The organism is Kamptonema formosum PCC 6407, from assembly GCF_000332155.1.
Classification (GTDB): domain Bacteria; phylum Cyanobacteriota; class Cyanobacteriia; order Cyanobacteriales; family Microcoleaceae; genus Kamptonema; species Kamptonema formosum.
The window spans coordinates 2,067,460-2,083,789 of record NZ_KB235903.1 but is presented as its reverse complement, the minus strand read 5'-3'; the positions used below and the strand labels follow the sequence as shown (position 1 = coordinate 2,083,789).

Below are 16,330 nucleotides of genomic sequence, written 5' to 3'. Positions count from 1 at the left end.
TTTCTGCTGTCTTGTATCATTAAAATTCTTCCTTTTTACCCCATAAAACTTTCCAATTCTCGCTCATTCCGCTAGCTTGCCTTGGCGGAAAACGCCCGGAAAGCGCCTCCCCTTAGTATCGATGATTGTGCCAAAGCCATGAGGTACACCTCCGCGCAATTCACCTTCATAACGGGCACCGCTGGGGAAAGTGCAGTTAGCTTTAGCATCAAGAGCTTGATTTAAGAACTGTCCAGTGCAGCGCGTGCCATCTGTCCGCGTTAATACCCCTCTACCAAAAGGGGAACCCGCAAAGAATTGTCCTACGTAGCGATCGCCGTTAGCATAAATAAATTCTCCTTGCCCACCAGGTTGACTGCTAATAACGTTAGTTTCTACATTCCTAACTACCTGAAAATTTCCGATGTAGCGATCGCCATTAGGAAATATCACCGTCCCCTGTTTCATCGTGCCATTTTGAAACACTCCGTCATAGCGAGCGTCGTCTTTAAATATAAATAATCCTCGACCATGAGGTACGCCATTACGGAACATTCCGTCATAGCGATCGCCATTGGCATAAACATAGATTCCTCTACCCTGCGGCTGGCCATTGACAAAATCCCCTTCATAGTTATCGCCCCCCTCGTAATTGCATTTCACTTTCCCGGTAGGGGGACTACCTTCGCAGTAGGGCGGACGTTTTCCATCTCCTTTTGGCTCTTGGGCTAATAATGAAAGCGAGTCGATCGGATTAGCGAGGCATCCCATACAAGCAGCAGCAAATATTATAGTTCGAGCCAACTGTCGAATTGAACCAAGCATGGAAACATTTCCTCCGATTGTACTTCTTAATACACTTAAAAAATCGCGTTCAATAGAGATAGTTAGATAGCGATCAACTTTAGCTTGTTGATTTTCTAATCTCTTTACCGCTGCGTTAAACGATTGCTAGTTCCTGGTTTTCTAACAATTGTATTATTCAAATTGGGATCGGACTTAACTGGTTTTTCTCCTACTACTTTGGCAATTTCAACACCGCTTTGTTCCAAAAATACGACCGGATCTTGTCCTGGCTTAATATCAACCCGCTTGACTAAGACCTGCCCATTACCAAGCCTCTGCCCTACTTTGACATATCGGCTGGTTGCCTCGGTCGGAACTTTTACAATCACTTGTATTTCGTTACCAACTTTTACTACACCACTAACTTCTATCCCGCTAGCGATGCCTGTATCAGGCGGTGGAGGAATCGCCGGTCCTGGTCGTTGGCGCGGGGGATTGGGATCTACCCATTGCGGGGGGCGTTTATCTACTGGCAATTCCGGCAAATCTGGTACTCCTAAAGGTTTGGCAGCTACTGGTATAGGAGGAAGAGGCCCACCTGTTCCTAAACCGGGAGCTCGACGAATACCTAATGGTGGAGGATTTAGCTCCGGTAGTTGTGGAACAGTTGAAGTTCCAGCGCTGCTGCCTTTCGGCAGGGAAGAAAGTCCTCGTGAACTGCTGCCTAATAATGGAGAGGGAGCTTGTCTTGGAACCGTCGGTAGCGAGATAAGCTCCCTTCCAAGAGCTTTCTCTTGAGGTTTGTTTGAAGACAGTGGTAGAACCGGAGGTATGGCTTTAGGTAGAACTGGAGGGGGACCGATTAAGACTGGCAGCGTGGGGAGTGAGGCAACTTGACGATCTGGTAGTTTGGGGAGGGAACTACCCGTTGAGGCTCCATTAACTCCTTGAGTAGGTACAGGAAGATTTTGAACTGTTTGAGGAGGAAGTACGGAAAAAGGGTCTGTTTGTAAAGGAGCTTGTGAAATTGAAGGGCTGGGAAGCTGTGACCGGTTGTTGTTACCAGCGCCAGATAGAGCTTGTCTGGCTCGTTCGTCTGGATTTGTGGACTGTATCAAGCCTATAGCGGCTGTTGTCCCAGTTGACTTTGGTGTTACCAGAGGCGAGGCAAAAGTCGGGCTAGGGGTAGCGCTGGGCGAACCCGTTGCCCCAGCAACTGGAGAGGGCGAAGCACCGCTAGGAGCGGGGCTGGGGGTCGGGCTGGCTTGATTGTTGCCAGAGTCGGAGCCACATCCGCCTGTCCAAAGGGCTAGCAAACTTATAGCTACAAGAAATGAAAATTTACGCATAGTCAGTCACCCAAATGCCTGTTCTTAAGATAGCTAAATTTAATCGCATTCGCATTCTAATTGATACTCTGGCGCTAACTGCAACCCATATTAAAGTAAGATTACGATAAAATTTGCTTTTATTAAGGGTTAGCGAATCCAGTTCAATAAAAAAATTGTGGTTCCTACGGCTGGCTACGCCTGCCTATCGAACTCTTGTTTGTCAGGAAAATATGGGCTATTTGCAGGTTAGTAATCCTAAAGACGATTGCGAGGGCGGCAAAGTTGCTCAAGTTGGCCTGAATGGTATGATGTCTGAGGAATGACGATCGCGAAAGGGTAACTCGGCATGGGACAAACGTCTGTATCTCCTGTTGCGCTAATAATTTTAGACGGTTGGGGCTATCGTGAAGAGACTGACGGAAATGCGATCGCCGCCGCTAAGACTCCAGTAATGGATAGTTTGTGGGCCGCTTATCCGAGAACTCTGATCCGCACGGCGGGCAGGGCTGTGGGGTTGCCGGAAGGTCAAATGGGTAACTCTGAGGTGGGCCATTTGAATATTGGCGCTGGCCGGGTAGTTCCTCAAGAGTTGGTGCGGATTTCGGATGCAGTTGAAGACGGCAGTTTGCTTAGCAATCCGGCTTTGGTGAAGGTTTGCTCGGATGTGCGCGATCGCAACTCTAAGTTACACCTCATCGGTCTTTGTTCGGAGGGCGGTGTTCACTCCCATCTCGACCATATTTTCGGGTTGATAGATTTGGCAAAGGCTCAAGGTATTTCCGATCTCTGCATTCATGCGATCGCAGATGGCCGCGATACTAATCCGAAAGAGGGAATTGAAGCTCTAGGAAAGATTGAAAGTTATATCAATCAAGTCGGTGTAGGCCGGATTGTGACGGTCAGCGGTCGCTACTATGGGATGGATCGCGATAAGCGCTGGGATCGAGTTAAGCTGGCTTACGATGTGATGGTAGGGGTTGGGCCTGGTGATGGGCGTTCGGCTGTGGAGTTATTGAGGACTTCCTATTCTGAAGGGGTGACGGATGAGTTTGTGATTCCCACTCGAATCGCGCCGGGGGCAGTAGAATCTGGAGATGGGATAATTTTCTTCAATTTCCGCCCAGACAGGGCTAGAGAACTCACACAGGCTTTGGTAGATCCTAATTTTACAGGGTTTGAAAGACAGCAAATTCAACCCCTAACTTTGGCGACGTTCACGCAGTATGACCCTAAGTTGCCGGTGTTGGTAGCTTTTGAACCGCAGAATTTGAATAATATTTTAGGCGGTGCGATCGCGGCTCGTGGTTTGAAGCAGTTTCGGGCGGCGGAAACTGAAAAGTATGCTCACGTAACTTATTTTTTTAATGGGGGTTTAGAGGAGCCTTTTGAAGGGGAGGATCGGGAGTTGGTACAAAGTCCGATGGTACCAACTTATGACCTCGCACCGGAAATGTCTGCCTATGAGCTAACTGATGTGGCGATCGCAGCGATCGAAAAGCAGATTTATTCGCTAATGGTGATTAACTATGCTAACCCGGACATGGTAGGTCATACGGGAATTATGGAAGCAACTGTGACTGCGATCGAAACTGTAGATAAATGTTTGGGCCGCCTGTTGGAAAGTATCAATAAAGCTGGCGGTACAGCGATTATTATTGCCGATCATGGTAACGCTGAGTTGATGTGGGATGAAAACGGCAATCCCTGGACAGCTCACACAACTAACCCAGTACCCTTTATCCTTGTAGAAGGGGAAAAGTTAAAAATTCCCGCACACGCAACTGATGTTCCTCTGAGGGCTGACGGCTGTTTAGCTGACATTGCGCCGACAATTCTGGAGATTTTGAAATTACCTCAACCCCCAGAAATGACAGGTAAATCGATGGTTGAAGCCGCCGATTTTGAAGTCCGAGCCAATCGTACTCCCGTGCGAGTACGGTTGTAGGAATCTTAACAGTTAACAGTTAACAGTTATAGCAACCGCTTTGTCAGTTAGGAAAATCGCTCATAGCCCAAACCATTGACTCTCTTTCCCTCTTCCCCTAGCCCCTAGCCCCTAGCCCCTAGCCCCTAACCGCCCTGGCGGTTGCCATAACAGTCATCAATTACCAATTACCAATTACCATGACTATTGTTCAAGTTTTACAAATTATCTGGTCTTTATCTGCTGTCGGAATTATCGTTTTTGTGCTGTTGCATAGTCCTAAAGGCGATGGCATTGGAGGAATTGGGGGACAAGCTCAATTGTTTACCAGTACCAAGAGCGCAGAAACAGCTATCAACCGGATTACCTGGGGTTTATCTATTGTTTTTCTGGGTTTAACACTGATTTTGAGTGCTGGTTGGTTAGCTCCAAAGTAGGTATCCTCTTTATTATTCGGGGTTGATGGTTCGGCGATTGAAATCGCTACTACACGAACGAAGTCCGCCTTCGCGGACTAGGAGATAAAGGGAGTATTTAAGCTAGATTTAGTATCTTCTTTTTCTTAATAGTCCGCGAAGGCGGACTTTGTTTGTATAGCCGCGATTTCAATCGCCCGTCTTTTTCTTAATAGTCCGCGAAGGCGGACTTTGTTCGTGTAGCCGCGATTTAAATCGCCCGTCTACTTAATTAGTTATGCTAGTTTGTTTATGTTGACTTATTTAAAACATCAGTTTTTGACCGTTTCAGTTGTAGCTTTTTGTACTTTTATTATAATAATTATTAGTCAGCTTCAAAGTGATGCTGCTAGCCTGAATACTCTAAACGATCGGCTCCCTTCACCACAAATTCATCCTTTACCTGCAACGCTAACTAATTGGAAAGATTCAACAGATAGCAGCGATTATTTTAACGAAGTTAAGACCTTAGAATTTGGTTATTTGGTGTGGTCGCAGTTTCCAATTAAGGTATATGTAGAGCAGGTTACTGATAACAATAGCTCTCAATCATGGAGTAAAACTGTGTTGAATGCTGTACTAGAATGGGGAGTCTATTTGCCGTTGGAAGTGGTAGATAAATTAGAAAAAGCTGATATTAGGATTTTACACGAGTCTCCACCTCTACGACAGGGACAATTACGGGCGCGCTCGGGTGAAACTCGCTATGAGTTATATGTTAGTAAACAGGGGGAGAGAGGTATTTTATCTCATCGTTGTACTATCTGGTTAAATCCGAGTCAAACAGGGAAATATATCGCTGCTGTGGCGCGTCATGAGTTCGGTCATGGGTTGGGAATTTGGGGCCATAGTCCTGTCGATACTGATGTCATGTATTTTGCTCAGGTGAGAACCCCCCCGCCAATTTCTGTGAGAGATATTAATACTTTGAAGCGGGTTTATGAGCAGCCAACTCGTCTGGGATGGCCGGAGATATAGCAACCGCTTTCAGGGGCTAAGGGCTAGGGGCTAGGGACTAGGGGAAGAAGGGGAAGAAAGGGAAGAATGGGAAGAAGGGGAAGAAAGGGAAGAATGGAATAGAATCTGAATTCAGAACTTCCTAACCCCATTGGCGGTTGCTATAATTAAAAATTACAAATTAAAAATTACAAACAATTACAAATTAAACAATTACAAATTTAAGAACAGAGTATATAATCCCTATTACTCCAATTCTTCAGGACTAGGTTCTAGGTGAGAAGCCTTGTTGGGGCGCGGGCGGGGGGATTCGCCCTGAATTTCACGGCTGTTGTAGGTATTTAAGGCTTCCCGGCTGGAGGTATATTCTTCTAAGTAGTTGTCATCTAGAGTGGAATTGCCAAGAGAGAGGGGATTTCTTTGGCTGGGGGAGAGGCGTTCTAATCGGCGATCGCTAGTTGCTGGCTTGCGAGTTAATGTTTTCCAAGCAACTTGGATACCAGTCAAGACATTGCGAGTGGTAATTTGTACTTTTTGGGCTTGCTTTTTGGCACTGCCAATGCTTTGATCGACTTGCTTGACAACTTCTCCTGCACTTTGAACGCCTTCGCTAACATCCTCTGTGAGTTCGCTGATTTCGATCCCAGTTAAGCGGATGGCTTCTAGGGTGGGGGGAAATTCGCGAGAGAGGGTGTCGGCTAATTTTTCCACGCTGCGGGCGGCTCGCCCTAGTGCTTGTACGGCGGGTAGGAGAGCTATTAAGACAGCAGTAAGGCTGACTGCAACTAAGAAAATGGACAGTGCTAGCCAAAACACGGGGTCAGTCACGGGAACTCACCTACAGCAAAAGGATAGGAGGGAATGTTGGGGTGGAGATGGCGACAGCGGAGAATTCGGCTGTTAGAGGAAGCGTTTGGCCGGATCGCGGGGGGGAAGGCGAGATTCGCGGTTGTTGTCAGCTTCTACTTGGGATAGGGTTTGGCGATCGCCACGAGAGGCTTCGATACCGGCGGCGATCGCTTCTTTGAGTCTTGCTAAGGTTTCTTCCCAGTTTCGCAGTGCGGATTCTGAGAGGCGATCGGCTTGGATTTGGACGCTGGTGGATAAATCTTCTGCTAACTCCGGGAGTGCATCGGCAGATTTTTTCAATAGTTGGCGTGTTTGTTTGCCCGATCGCGGAGCGATGAGTAAACCGATGGCGGTACCAATGGCGGAGCCGACTACCAGCCCACCTACAAATAATCCAGGACGTTTATTTGACATTTCTATAATTCTTACTCATATATCAATTTTAGGGGGGAAAGCCAATTCGCAACGACTTGTGAGAGGAAAAATATGCCCTGGGTGCTATTTCTTAAGATATGGTGAGATTGCCCAGTGGCTTTGTTGGCGGGGGCTTAGGCGAAAATCTTAGCGCGATTTACTTACTTTTTAACGAAGTTTACCTGAAACGGACAGAGCGTCGCCGCCAAAGTCTACCTCCCAAAGTCAGTAATCCCAAAATTTGCTGGAGTTGTTGGATTTGTGCTTCTAGTTGTCGGTACTGCTTTCGGAGTTGGCGAGAACTTTTCTCGCCTTTGGCTAGAAAATCGGGTGTTCGGGTGAGGAAGTTATAGGTGTTCTTCTCCATTATGGTGACTGTCCTTTCGACGCGATCGAGCACTTGTTTCATTTGCCATGCTTTCCAAGCGATGTAAAAGCAGAGGAGGGATATTAGTAGGTTGATAACTAAAACGGCCGTTAGCATTGCTCTCCTGTGGTAACTCACCTCTTTTTCAGTTTATACCAATACTTCTAATTCGCTGGGATGGGATAGGAGTTTACCGAGGCGATCGCTAAAGTAAAGCACTTCATAATGTGGTGATAATTCTTGGCGTAATTGCTTCCACAAACTGATGCCTTCTGCTTCAAAAGCTTCTGATTTTTCTGGAGTTAAATCAGGAGAGTTACCTGGATCGTCCCAGTTTAATCTAGCATCATAAGCTTGAGCCCAGTTATACAAGCGATTAATTGTTTCTGGATGTAGAGCAAATTGAGCAGGATCGATATCGCCTACTTCATCAGGTTCATTCCACCACAAGGGATCGCAACCATAATCTGCCATTAGTCTAATTTTTTTTGACATAAATGTTTAACCTCACCAGTAATTATCTAACTTTAGTTCTTGGATTTGCACCGACAATATATCCGTTACTTCCGACTGTGACTGATAGATATTTAGTTTCACCTTTAAAAGTAAATTGATAAATAGGTCTAGGTCTAGCGTTAGTAGTTCCTTGCTGACCGACTATTGTTCCTTCTGTTAATGCTAATATTACTGCATCTATAATATCATGGCGCTCAATTCAGATATTAGCAAACTGCTCGGCTTTTTCCAAAATATGCTCTAACCCTCGTTGCTTATCTCCGGTTTCCAAAAAAACAATTTTGCCATCTGCTTGTCTAGCAATCCGAATAATATGCTCTGGGGTATGTTTGATACCAGCTTCCTGAAGTTCGGCAATTAAAGCGGACTTTTCTGATTCATTGGTTGTCATTAACTGTCATGCTTCGTAGTGATATCTAGCTTTCTGCTGTGTCAACTCCTAACTCCTGACGCAGTTCATTTACGTTTTGAGGTTTAAAAGTTCTAGTTTTGGTTTGTTGAAGTTCCGTTAACAAGCGAACAGCGTTAGCTGGCGATCGCAGTAAGTGTACTGTTTCCATCAAGCTGTCTAACTCGTCAGCAGCAATTAAGGCGACATTTTCACCATCGGGTCGTTGAATGATGACTACATCGCGATCGCTACTACTTTCTCACAGAGTTGAGTTAGTTTAGCACTCGCCTCACTCAAGGTTATTTGAGTCTCCATTGGTTTAATTCTCTGTTAGATTTCGTTTGATTATAGCATGACTGAAGGAATGGGGCGATCGCTCTTTTTTGGTTTATACCAATACCTCTAATTCACTAGGATGTGAAAAGAGTTTACCGAGGCGATCGCTAAAGTAAAGCACTTCATAATGAGGGGATAATTCTTGGCGTAATTGCTTCCACAAACTGATGCCTTCTGCTTCAAAAGTATCCTCAGCTTCTTTACTAGGGAAACCTGGTGAGTTAGCAGGATCATTCCTATTCAGAGTTGCATCATTGGCATCTGCCCATTTTTCTAAACGGCTAATAGTTTCTGGACTTAGCGGCAATGTTCCGGGGTCAATATTACCCACTCTACCATCGCCTGACCACCACAATGGGTCGCAAGCATAATCTGCCATTAGTTTAATCTTAATTGCCATAGCTAGTCTCCTCAAATTATGGTGAAGATGGATTTGCACCGACTATATAGCCATTAAAGATAATTCTACCGTCTAGTCTTTTGGCAATTCGCACAATTTTCTCAGGAGTGTGCTTAATGCCAGCTTCTTCAAGTTCTGCAATTAAGGCTGAGTTATCTGATTCATTATTTGGCATTTATGTCAAGAAATTACCTGAGAGGTTTAGATATTATTTTACCGTGTTTGAGGAGTGCGATCGCTCCTCACCCTGTCAGGCAAATACTTCTAATTCGCTGGGATGGGTGAAGAGTTGGTGAAAGCGATCGCTCTTGTTCACTATTTTTACGGCTATTTTCCATTCTGAATTACCCGATGCACTTCTGCTAACGGCAGTTCTAAAGATTCTGCAATTTGTTCGACTGTCAAACCCAGTTTTACCAATTTTGGAACTGCTTCTAACTTAGCTTTGCGTTCGGCTTCTTCTAAAAGTTTTTGATAATTTGGATATTCTTTGACATCATTATCACTTTTATGGTCTGATTCCGATCGTTCTGACGAAAGTGATTCAGATTCTTGTGCGGGATTGGTACAAAAATTAATATGCCCAATTTGTACAGGACTTCCCATACTTGAGAAGTTTGCTACTCCCCATCTTTCTACCGTAGCGCGAAAGTTTGATTTGTTAAGGTCTTCTCCCAGTACACTTGAGAGTAACTGCCATAGCTCATAGCTAGCATCTCTCACATGACCCTGACTACAGTGATATTCTTCCGCAATTTGTGCGTATTTCCGATTATTCAAGACTCCCTTGAGGATTGCTACTTGCAGGGTATCGAGGTGTTTGCCAGTCTTGGCAAACACTAGCTCATCAATAGAGTTTAATACATCTTGGTTATCCATCAATATATCTGAATACAACATTATTTTAGTATAACCCGTTTTTTTCCGACTTTATCCGCTTTTTTCCGACTTGTCAAAGCAGCGATCAGTTGACATTATAAGTAGTATCAAGTTAGTTAAATTACTTACCAAATTATCGATGGGTGTATTTGGAGCGTCAGCCATAATACAGAATTGATATAGCCAACAGCTATTACTTCACTTTGTCAATATGAACAAGTTAATTACATTAGTTTTCCTCTCGTCTGTTCTCCTCCTTGCTACAACTGAAAGCACTTTCTATAAAGGTGTTAACGCTCAGTCATTCCAACGTAATCGCCCAGATTTAAACGGTCTGCTAATTAGAAATCCGGGTAATAGTAGGATTTTCTGGGTTGATCGTGGTCAGCTCCGCCATATCGCAGGTCTGAGTATATATCAAAGATTGTTTGTACCCAAACATCGAGATTATTTAGAAACCGATGTCATTGAACCCGGACCATCTATAACAAATGATAACAGACTTGTCCGTTGTGGAGAAAACGGACATCCTTTGAAAAACCGTATATACCTTTTAGACCAGGGTACAAAAAGGCACGTCACATCTCCAACTGTTATGGATAAGAATAACTTTAACTGGAAAGGGGTTAGCACTATTGATTGTCCGGTTCTAGCTACGATAAAAGACGGAGAGCCTATCCGGTAGAGTAGTCAAAAAGAAGCAAGGGTTACAGACTTCATAACTGGTTATAGTCCCAATCATTCTGGACAAACGCTATGGTTTCGATCGAACCACACAATATAGTAAATCGAACCTACGCGAAAACCAAAAATCCGCTTTCTTTCATCAACTCGCATTTCTGAAAGTTTCACATCCTCGCTGACACTTTCAGGTAGTTTTGGATGATTAGTAATTAGCTTGTATCCGCAACCTACAGAACCACCGCGTTGTTTCGAGCCTTGGCTTTTTATTTGTGCCTATGTATATCTCTCAATTTTTTTAAGTCCATGAATCAAATCATCAATTTCTGATGATTGCCAATCTGATAAAAGCCAACGGTTTTCATCAGTATGCTCAAACCTAAAGCTGGGGTGTTGTTCGTCTGCATTCTGGGAACCTGTTGGATGAGTTAAAGCCGATTCAGGGATTCGGCGTGAGGAACTTGCGGTTGAAGACTTTTTAATCCGAGATTTTCCCACTACGCCTCCAAAAAAGAGGCGTAATAAGTTTTCATATCCTCATGGGAAATAACTTTTGATGATTTTTGGGCAGGCTCTAAACCTTTACGAGCATTAATCCAAGGTTCTTCTGAGTGGGTCAAATCCTCAAGTCGTTTAGCACTCAATTCGCCATAAGCATTCCAAACTTCTTCGAGAACTTCTATTTCATCGTCCTCAAATTCGGGCAATTCTTCTTCCGGTTCGGGAATAGCTCCATATCGATAATCTTTATAGGTGTCCCAAACTTCATATATCGCAGGCCCATGAACCCAAGCTTGAATATCTTCATAAAAAAGTGGTTGATCTCGCAATACCAAACTCCAAGCTTGTGCGTAATAAACAAGCTTTTGAAGTTTCAGAGGCGAGATTGTATCCCCAGCATCTCGATCGACGCGGTACAAGAAATAACGAGCGACATCTAAAGCGCTTTTCATAGTTACTTACTTCTTTTTTTAACTAAGCAGCAATATGATTTGGTATCTGTTGAGTGTCACCCCAGATTTCGGGTAAAGCTGTCACCCAGGAAATCGGAACAGAAATTACATCTAATGTTTCCCCATTTTTAAATATTTCCAGAGTGTATCCTGCATCGGGCTGATTTTTGGTAGGATTTAGGTGGTCTAGGATAACGCCTTTGTCTCCCTTTGTGACGGGGGTATTAGGAACGTCTTGATTAAGTTCTACCCATTGAAATAATGCTAAAGTTGTCATTGTTTAATCCTCCTGTGATTTGTCGGGATAGAGAGTTATAAATTTAACTAAGTGAAATTAAAGTATGAGTTTGCTTTTAGCTGGCAATTAGTTTAGTAAGGTGGGCATACACCCACCCTACTATTATAATTTACGCACCAACCGCTTCCTTCGCCGCGTACAACACCTCAGCATTAATTAGAGCAATACCGCGATCGCGTGCAAACTTCTCAGTATTCCGCTTCACCTTACCCCGCACAAAACCAGGGATTTTATTCAACTCAGCTTGTCCATCCTTCGTCCAATTCATATCAGAATCAGCCGAAATTCCTTTAGTAATAACTTCCTTAGTATCGTGGCCACCGAAGATTTCTAACAGATGATCTTCCATGCCCAAAGTAAAGGAATTATACACCAAATCCACACACTGATTAGTTCCCTCATAACCCAAAAATGGCTTATAACCAATCGGGAAATTTTGAATGTGAATCGGTGCAGCAATTACCCCGCAAGGAATATCTAACCGCTTACCAACGTGCCGTTCCATTTGCGTACCGAAAATAGCAGAAGGTTCCACACGCGCGATCGCATCTCCAATAGCGCCGTGATCTTCGGAGATAATCACCTCATCGCAATACTCGCTTACCTGTTCCCGGAACCAGTCAGCATCATATTTGCAATAAGTACCCGCCCAAACCACATGAATACCCATTTCACGAGCCAGAATCTTAGTCATCGCCGCCGCGTGGGTATTATCACCAAACACCACAGCCTTTTTGCCAGTCAAATTCTGGCAGTCGATCGAGCGAGAAAACCAAGCAGCTTGAGAGACAAAACGAGTTTGTTGGTCGATGAAGTCTTCGTAATTAACATCACCACCTTGAGCATTAAGCACTTGCTGAATCTTGCGGATACAACGAGCAGTTTCTACCACACCCATCGGCGTGATATCTACATAAGGCGTTCCAAACTCTTTCTCCAAATACATCGCCGTCGTTAGCCCTAATTCGCGATAAGGAACTAGGTTAAACCAAGCACGAGGCAAATTTTTCAAATTGTGAACCGAAGCGCCTTCCGGGATGACTTCATTAACTTCTATGCCCAAATCTGCCATCAACCGCTTCAGCTCGGTACAGTCATGTTGGTTATGGAAACCCAGGGTAGAAATGCCGATAATGTTAACAGAGGGTTTCTCCGTTTTTCCTTCTGGCAAGTTCCCTTTTTTCCGAGCTTTGTTGATATAAAACTCTACAATTTGATGCAGAGTGCGATCGCCAGCTTGCAGTTCGTTAACTCGATAGTGGTTGACATCCGCCAGCATCACGTCGCCTTTGGCATCCAACTGAGCGCGTTGTACAAAATTTTCGAGGTCTTCTTGCAAAATGCTGGAAGTGCAAGTCGGGGTAAGAACGATTAAATCAGGGTGCTCTTCTTGATCTTTGCGGGTAATGTTGTCCACAACTCGCTCTTGGGAGCCCCGCGCCAGAACGTGGCGATCGACAATACTGGTCGTTACGGGTGTAAAGTCCCGCTCCCGCTCTAACATGGAGCGCATGACGTTGAAATAGTCATCACCGAGCGGCGCGTGCATGATGGCGTGGACATTCTTGAAGGAACTAGCAATGCGGAGAGTGCCGATGTGAGCGGGGCCTGCATACATCCAATAAGCCAATTTCATACAGTGTTCTCCCTTGTGATAATTCAAAATTGCCCATTATTGGGCGATGATTGCTGATTTGTGAACTCGTTTCTGATTTTCACTGTTTAATTATCCCCCTAAAAGTAAGCCCCGTAGAGATAATTATTCTGCGGGGCTTAACTTTTAAAAAAAATTAATTACATATTTCGTAAAGATTTTCATATACACGATTCAATAACAATGTCAATAAAAAACTGTTAAGATTCTTATCGATCTATTTAGAAAAAATAGTTGTATTTATAGCAACCCCCAAGACAGTTAGGACACTTGCTTATAGCTGAAACATTGATTCTATTCCCCCTTCTTCCCCTTCTTCCCTAGCCCCTAGCCCCTAGCCCCTAGCCCCTAGCCCCTCTTCTTCCCTAGCCCCTAGCCCCTAGCCCCTAGCCCCTCTTCTATTGGCACTTTTTAACAATTGTTAAGGCTACTCCTTGTCTTTCTACTTTATGCACAACTGGACATTCTGGGAATTCTTTTGGGAATCCCCACCGCCCCCAAGGTAAATAGTAAAATGGCTTAGAAATTCCTTTTTTTTCCGCCTCTTCCGACTTAATCACAGTGAGATTGGGATCGGCAAAGATATTAGCTGAGTACAAAAATCCTCCTACTAAAACAGTATCTTTGGGGTCGGCATTTTTGTTGATCCACTCCATACCTTCCCGCATCCCCAATCCCCAATAATCAATTTCGTAACGATTAGGGGCTGCTGCTAATCCCCCCGATAAGCGATTGAAATAGATATATTGATAGGGATGTAGCTGAATCATCTCAATGATAATTGCTGTAAAAACTATTACGATAAATGTTAAGCCTGCTATTTGTACAGGTTTCTTGATTGCGACTGCTTGGTAAAGCCAAATCAAAGCAGCAGTAGCTATGCTGGCAATTCCTGGCAGTACAAACATAAAGTGCCTCATATCGTCATAGCCAGATGCCTGTTTAATTATTGCAATAATTGGAAGCCCAAATATTTGTAGTAAAATTAACAGAGAACAGGATTGCTGAAGAGATGAGAATTGTTTATATTTCGTTGCTAGCAACCCTAAACCTACTAAAAAAAAGATTTGAAAAATAACTGGAATTGTCATTAACAACCACTGAGAGGTGAAGTACCAAGGAATATCTTGGATCGGATATTCGATACCATTAAATAAAGTTTTTATAGGCAGCGGATGTTTGGAAAGATAGCCAATTGTTTCCAAAAACCAGCCAAGGGGGTTAGACCAAGATGCTGGTTGTAAGATAGTAACAGTTGCCGCCCAAGAAAGAAACATTAAGATATAGCAAATTGCATATTTATAAAGGTTTTTTACATTGCTAACACCTTGTCCCAAGGTAATTCCTACGTGAGCAATAAAAATAAAAAACATCATCAAAAATCCGCCAATTCTAACGCTGGTAAGCATTCCAGCTAAAATTCCATACAAAATTGAAAAGAAATGAGTTTGATTAAATTCAAGTTTTAATTCAGGCTGATTTTTGTGATAGTGATTGAGTAAATGAGCGCCTGCATAGGTAGAAAGAGTAAATAAAGATGCAAAGGGAATATCTTTAGGATTAAAGAAACTATGTCCCCAAAATCTCGGAAAAAGTGCTAGGACTATAGGAGCAAACCAAGCGTATTCCCAACCACAAAGTATGCCAACAATCCCGGCGACTGAAAGATAGGTAATTAAAGAAACTAAAAAAGTTAAAGGGTGTTTAATCTGAATCCGATCGTAGAGTGCTTTGGCTTTCCCGCGATCGTTATTAGCATCGCCTTCATAATTGGTTGGACTATAGGATAAACCTTTGTGAAGATATTGATTAATTTGAAATATTGCTTCGGCAGTAAAATTAAATAAGGTTCCAAAGTATTTTAGATCGCTGGGAATAGGCTGACCTTTGGTAATCAGTTCATAGTTTCTCCGCACCATTGCGATCTCTGTGGCTTCATCAATGGAGAATCCATACTGACCAACTGTTGAAAAGCCAATGAGGGCGATTGTCACAATTACCATACCTATCTTGAACCCAGAATGTTTCAAGGCAGCTTGACATTTAGATAAAAATGTGGTTGTCATGATTATTTGCTACAATCTAGATGGTTCGATTGTAGCAGCCATCGCTAGAGGTCGGCAAGTAAAAATTACAATTTCTAAAGTAAAATCCAAAAGAAGTTAATCTGAGATTTAGAGAGTGGCTGAAGTTCTAAGAGCTTGACGTTGAAATTCTAATAATTCTTTAATTCCTTTTTCTGCTACATCCAAGATTTGATTTAACTGCGTGCGGCTAAAGCTTCCTTCTTCGGCTGTGCCTTGCATTTCAATAATGCTCAAATTTTCTTTCATTACCACATTAAAATCTACTTCAGCCGCGACATCTTCTGGGTAATTCAGGTCTAAAAATGGCTCTCCTTCCAAAAGTCCAACTGATACGGCGGCCACTTGGGAAACTATGGGAGATTGTTCTAATTCTCCGTTTTTTACCAGCTTATCTAAAGCATCAGCTAAAGCTACAAATCCCCCAGTAATTGATGTTGTGCGAGTGCCGGCATCGGCTTGCAAAACATCGGCATCGACAATAATTGTACGCTCTCCTAACAAATTCATATCTAAACAAGAACGCAAACTGCGACCTATTAAGCGCTGAATTTCTTGGGTGCGTCCAGATAGTTTCATTAGTTCTCTTTCTTGTCGTTGAGGTGTTGCTCCTGGTAACATTCGATATTCAGCAGTTAACCAACCTTGTCCTGTAAATTGTAAAAATTTAGGTACTCCTGGCTGAATGGAAACAGTACAAAGTACCTGCGTGTCGCCGCTTCTAGCTAGAACTGAACCAGTGGCAAATTTGGTAAATTCTCGCTGGAAACTAATGGGACGGAGTTGGTTCGGTTGTCGGCCGTCGGGACGTTGCCAAGACATAATAAATTTGTTAATTGTTAGTTGTTAGTGGTTAGTTGTTGGTGGTTAGTTGTTGGTGGTTAGTTGTTGGTGGTTAGTGGTTAGTGGTTAGTTGTTATAGTAACCTTCTTGGCAGTTAGGACACTCGCTCATTGCTGGAACTCGCTGATTCTATTCCTTTCTTCCCTAGCCCCTAGTCCCTAGCCCCTAGCCCCTAGCTATAGTTGCAGGATGAAATTAAACAAAAACTTACTTAGTTGTATCTCGTTATGTGG

21 protein-coding genes are annotated in these 16,330 nt (G+C 43.6%); 4 read left to right on the top strand and 17 right to left on the bottom strand.

Annotation, left to right across the window (positions count from 1 at the left end; translation table 11 throughout):
• Positions 1 to 63 precede the first annotated feature (63 nt).
• Together OSCIL6407_RS0114140 and OSCIL6407_RS0114135 are read right to left on the bottom strand one after the other, a co-directional pair.
• Positions 64 to 804, bottom strand: a complete 741-nt coding sequence (locus tag OSCIL6407_RS0114140; RefSeq protein ID WP_007356738.1) for an MORN repeat-containing protein — start codon at positions 802 to 804, stop codon at positions 64 to 66.
• 104 nt (positions 805 to 908) lie between these two features.
• The gene (locus tag OSCIL6407_RS0114135) at positions 909 to 2,114 is read right to left on the bottom strand and encodes a hypothetical protein (RefSeq protein WP_007356736.1); all 1,206 of its coding nucleotides are present in this window, start codon (positions 2,112 to 2,114) and stop codon (positions 909 to 911) included.
• Between the two features lie 328 nt (positions 2,115 to 2,442).
• On the opposite strand from OSCIL6407_RS0114135, the gene gpmI reads away from it, so the two are divergent.
• From gpmI to OSCIL6407_RS0114115, 3 genes are all read left to right on the top strand, one after another.
• The gene (gene gpmI, locus OSCIL6407_RS0114125) at positions 2,443 to 4,041 is read left to right on the top strand and encodes a 2,3-bisphosphoglycerate-independent phosphoglycerate mutase (RefSeq protein WP_007356734.1); all 1,599 of its coding nucleotides are present in this window, start codon (positions 2,443 to 2,445) and stop codon (positions 4,039 to 4,041) included.
• Positions 4,042 to 4,220: 179 nt separating this feature from the next.
• Positions 4,221 to 4,457: a preprotein translocase subunit SecG gene (secG, locus tag OSCIL6407_RS0114120; RefSeq protein ID WP_007356733.1), complete on the top strand. Its 237-nt coding sequence runs from the start codon at positions 4,221 to 4,223 to the stop codon at positions 4,455 to 4,457.
• A gap of 270 nt (positions 4,458 to 4,727) precedes the next feature.
• A complete protein-coding gene (locus OSCIL6407_RS0114115) occupies positions 4,728 to 5,453 on the top strand; it encodes a matrixin family metalloprotease (protein ID WP_007356732.1) in 726 nt (241 codons plus the stop codon).
• Positions 5,454 to 5,678: 225 nt separating this feature from the next.
• Here the strand turns inward: OSCIL6407_RS0114115 and OSCIL6407_RS0114110 are convergent, their stop codons facing one another.
• From OSCIL6407_RS0114110 to OSCIL6407_RS0114070, 9 genes are all read right to left on the bottom strand, one after another.
• Positions 5,679 to 6,260: a hypothetical protein gene (locus OSCIL6407_RS0114110; RefSeq protein WP_007356731.1), complete on the bottom strand. Its 582-nt coding sequence runs from the start codon at positions 6,258 to 6,260 to the stop codon at positions 5,679 to 5,681.
• 72 nt (positions 6,261 to 6,332) lie between these two features.
• On the bottom strand, positions 6,333 to 6,695 hold the full coding sequence (locus tag OSCIL6407_RS0114105) for a YtxH domain-containing protein (protein ID WP_007356730.1): 363 nt from the start codon (positions 6,693 to 6,695) through the stop codon (positions 6,333 to 6,335).
• A 178-nt stretch (positions 6,696 to 6,873) separates the two neighbouring features.
• Positions 6,874 to 7,179 carry a hypothetical protein gene (locus OSCIL6407_RS0114100; protein ID WP_007356729.1) on the bottom strand — a complete coding sequence of 102 codons (306 nt, stop codon included), beginning with the start codon at positions 7,177 to 7,179 and terminating at the stop codon, positions 6,874 to 6,876.
• Positions 7,180 to 7,212: 33 nt separating this feature from the next.
• The gene (locus tag OSCIL6407_RS0114095; RefSeq protein WP_019487354.1) at positions 7,213 to 7,557 is read right to left on the bottom strand and encodes a hypothetical protein; all 345 of its coding nucleotides are present in this window, start codon (positions 7,555 to 7,557) and stop codon (positions 7,213 to 7,215) included.
• 220 nt (positions 7,558 to 7,777) lie between these two features.
• Complete coding sequence (locus OSCIL6407_RS0114090; RefSeq protein WP_007356727.1) at positions 7,778 to 7,969, bottom strand: hypothetical protein; 192 nt, start codon at positions 7,967 to 7,969, stop codon at positions 7,778 to 7,780.
• Positions 7,970 to 7,994: 25 nt separating this feature from the next.
• Positions 7,995 to 8,165, bottom strand: a complete 171-nt coding sequence (locus tag OSCIL6407_RS37085; protein ID WP_234708777.1) for a type II toxin-antitoxin system Phd/YefM family antitoxin — start codon at positions 8,163 to 8,165, stop codon at positions 7,995 to 7,997.
• Between the two features lie 192 nt (positions 8,166 to 8,357).
• Positions 8,358 to 8,705, bottom strand: coding sequence for a hypothetical protein (locus OSCIL6407_RS0114080; RefSeq protein ID WP_007356725.1), 348 nt, complete (start codon positions 8,703 to 8,705; stop codon positions 8,358 to 8,360).
• Between the two features lie 16 nt (positions 8,706 to 8,721).
• Complete coding sequence (locus OSCIL6407_RS36245) at positions 8,722 to 8,880, bottom strand: hypothetical protein (RefSeq protein WP_007356724.1); 159 nt, start codon at positions 8,878 to 8,880, stop codon at positions 8,722 to 8,724.
• 152 nt (positions 8,881 to 9,032) lie between these two features.
• On the bottom strand, positions 9,033 to 9,605 hold the full coding sequence (locus tag OSCIL6407_RS0114070) for a hypothetical protein (protein ID WP_019487353.1): 573 nt from the start codon (positions 9,603 to 9,605) through the stop codon (positions 9,033 to 9,035).
• 190 nt (positions 9,606 to 9,795) lie between these two features.
• On the opposite strand from OSCIL6407_RS0114070, the gene OSCIL6407_RS37080 reads away from it, so the two are divergent.
• On the top strand, positions 9,796 to 10,269 hold the full coding sequence (locus OSCIL6407_RS37080; protein ID WP_007356722.1) for a hypothetical protein: 474 nt from the start codon (positions 9,796 to 9,798) through the stop codon (positions 10,267 to 10,269).
• 272 nt (positions 10,270 to 10,541) lie between these two features.
• Here the strand turns inward: OSCIL6407_RS37080 and OSCIL6407_RS0114060 are convergent, their stop codons facing one another.
• The 6 genes from OSCIL6407_RS0114060 to rph all read right to left on the bottom strand — a co-directional run bounded on the left by OSCIL6407_RS0114060 (position 10,542) and on the right by rph (position 16,076).
• The gene (locus OSCIL6407_RS0114060) at positions 10,542 to 10,763 is read right to left on the bottom strand and encodes a hypothetical protein (protein WP_007356721.1); all 222 of its coding nucleotides are present in this window, start codon (positions 10,761 to 10,763) and stop codon (positions 10,542 to 10,544) included.
• Positions 10,763 to 11,218 carry a Panacea domain-containing protein gene (locus tag OSCIL6407_RS0114055; RefSeq protein ID WP_007356720.1) on the bottom strand — a complete coding sequence of 152 codons (456 nt, stop codon included), beginning with the start codon at positions 11,216 to 11,218 and terminating at the stop codon, positions 10,763 to 10,765. Before OSCIL6407_RS0114055 ends, OSCIL6407_RS0114060 begins: the two co-directional genes overlap by 1 nt.
• 22 nt (positions 11,219 to 11,240) lie before the next feature.
• Entirely contained in the window at positions 11,241 to 11,495 is a 255-nt protein-coding gene (locus OSCIL6407_RS0114050) for a DUF4926 domain-containing protein (protein WP_007356719.1), read from the bottom strand.
• A 130-nt stretch (positions 11,496 to 11,625) separates the two neighbouring features.
• On the bottom strand, positions 11,626 to 13,152 hold the full coding sequence (gene bchB, locus OSCIL6407_RS0114045) for a ferredoxin:protochlorophyllide reductase (ATP-dependent) subunit B (RefSeq protein WP_007356718.1): 1,527 nt from the start codon (positions 13,150 to 13,152) through the stop codon (positions 11,626 to 11,628).
• Between the two features lie 416 nt (positions 13,153 to 13,568).
• Complete coding sequence (locus tag OSCIL6407_RS0114040; protein WP_007356717.1) at positions 13,569 to 15,236, bottom strand: hypothetical protein; 1,668 nt, start codon at positions 15,234 to 15,236, stop codon at positions 13,569 to 13,571.
• 108 nt (positions 15,237 to 15,344) lie between these two features.
• Complete coding sequence (rph, locus tag OSCIL6407_RS0114030) at positions 15,345 to 16,076, bottom strand: ribonuclease PH (RefSeq protein ID WP_007356716.1); 732 nt, start codon at positions 16,074 to 16,076, stop codon at positions 15,345 to 15,347.
• Positions 16,077 to 16,330 lie beyond the last annotated feature (254 nt).

Coding starts and splice junctions, on each gene's coding strand:
- OSCIL6407_RS0114140 (WP_007356738.1), bottom strand. CDS start 804: ATGCTTGGTTCAATTCGACAGTTGGCTCGAACTATAATATTTGCTGCT.
- OSCIL6407_RS0114135 (WP_007356736.1), bottom strand. CDS start 2,114: ATGCGTAAATTTTCATTTCTTGTAGCTATAAGTTTGCTAGCCCTTTGG.
- gpmI (WP_007356734.1), top strand. CDS start 2,443: ATGGGACAAACGTCTGTATCTCCTGTTGCGCTAATAATTTTAGACGGT.
- secG (WP_007356733.1), top strand. CDS start 4,221: ATGACTATTGTTCAAGTTTTACAAATTATCTGGTCTTTATCTGCTGTC.
- OSCIL6407_RS0114115 (WP_007356732.1), top strand. CDS start 4,728: ATGTTGACTTATTTAAAACATCAGTTTTTGACCGTTTCAGTTGTAGCT.
- OSCIL6407_RS0114105 (WP_007356730.1), bottom strand. CDS start 6,695: ATGTCAAATAAACGTCCTGGATTATTTGTAGGTGGGCTGGTAGTCGGC.
- OSCIL6407_RS0114100 (WP_007356729.1), bottom strand. CDS start 7,179: ATGCTAACGGCCGTTTTAGTTATCAACCTACTAATATCCCTCCTCTGC.
- OSCIL6407_RS0114095 (WP_019487354.1), bottom strand. CDS start 7,557: ATGTCAAAAAAAATTAGACTAATGGCAGATTATGGTTGCGATCCCTTG.
- OSCIL6407_RS0114090 (WP_007356727.1), bottom strand. CDS start 7,969: ATGACAACCAATGAATCAGAAAAGTCCGCTTTAATTGCCGAACTTCAG.
- OSCIL6407_RS0114080 (WP_007356725.1), bottom strand. CDS start 8,705: ATGGCAATTAAGATTAAACTAATGGCAGATTATGCTTGCGACCCATTG.
- OSCIL6407_RS36245 (WP_007356724.1), bottom strand. CDS start 8,880: ATGCCAAATAATGAATCAGATAACTCAGCCTTAATTGCAGAACTTGAA.
- OSCIL6407_RS0114070 (WP_019487353.1), bottom strand. CDS start 9,605: ATGTTGTATTCAGATATATTGATGGATAACCAAGATGTATTAAACTCT.
- OSCIL6407_RS37080 (WP_007356722.1), top strand. CDS start 9,796: ATGAACAAGTTAATTACATTAGTTTTCCTCTCGTCTGTTCTCCTCCTT.
- OSCIL6407_RS0114055 (WP_007356720.1), bottom strand. CDS start 11,218: ATGAAAAGCGCTTTAGATGTCGCTCGTTATTTCTTGTACCGCGTCGAT.
- OSCIL6407_RS0114050 (WP_007356719.1), bottom strand. CDS start 11,495: ATGACAACTTTAGCATTATTTCAATGGGTAGAACTTAATCAAGACGTT.
- bchB (WP_007356718.1), bottom strand. CDS start 13,152: ATGAAATTGGCTTATTGGATGTATGCAGGCCCCGCTCACATCGGCACT.
- OSCIL6407_RS0114040 (WP_007356717.1), bottom strand. CDS start 15,236: ATGACAACCACATTTTTATCTAAATGTCAAGCTGCCTTGAAACATTCT.
- rph (WP_007356716.1), bottom strand. CDS start 16,076: ATGTCTTGGCAACGTCCCGACGGCCGACAACCGAACCAACTCCGTCCC.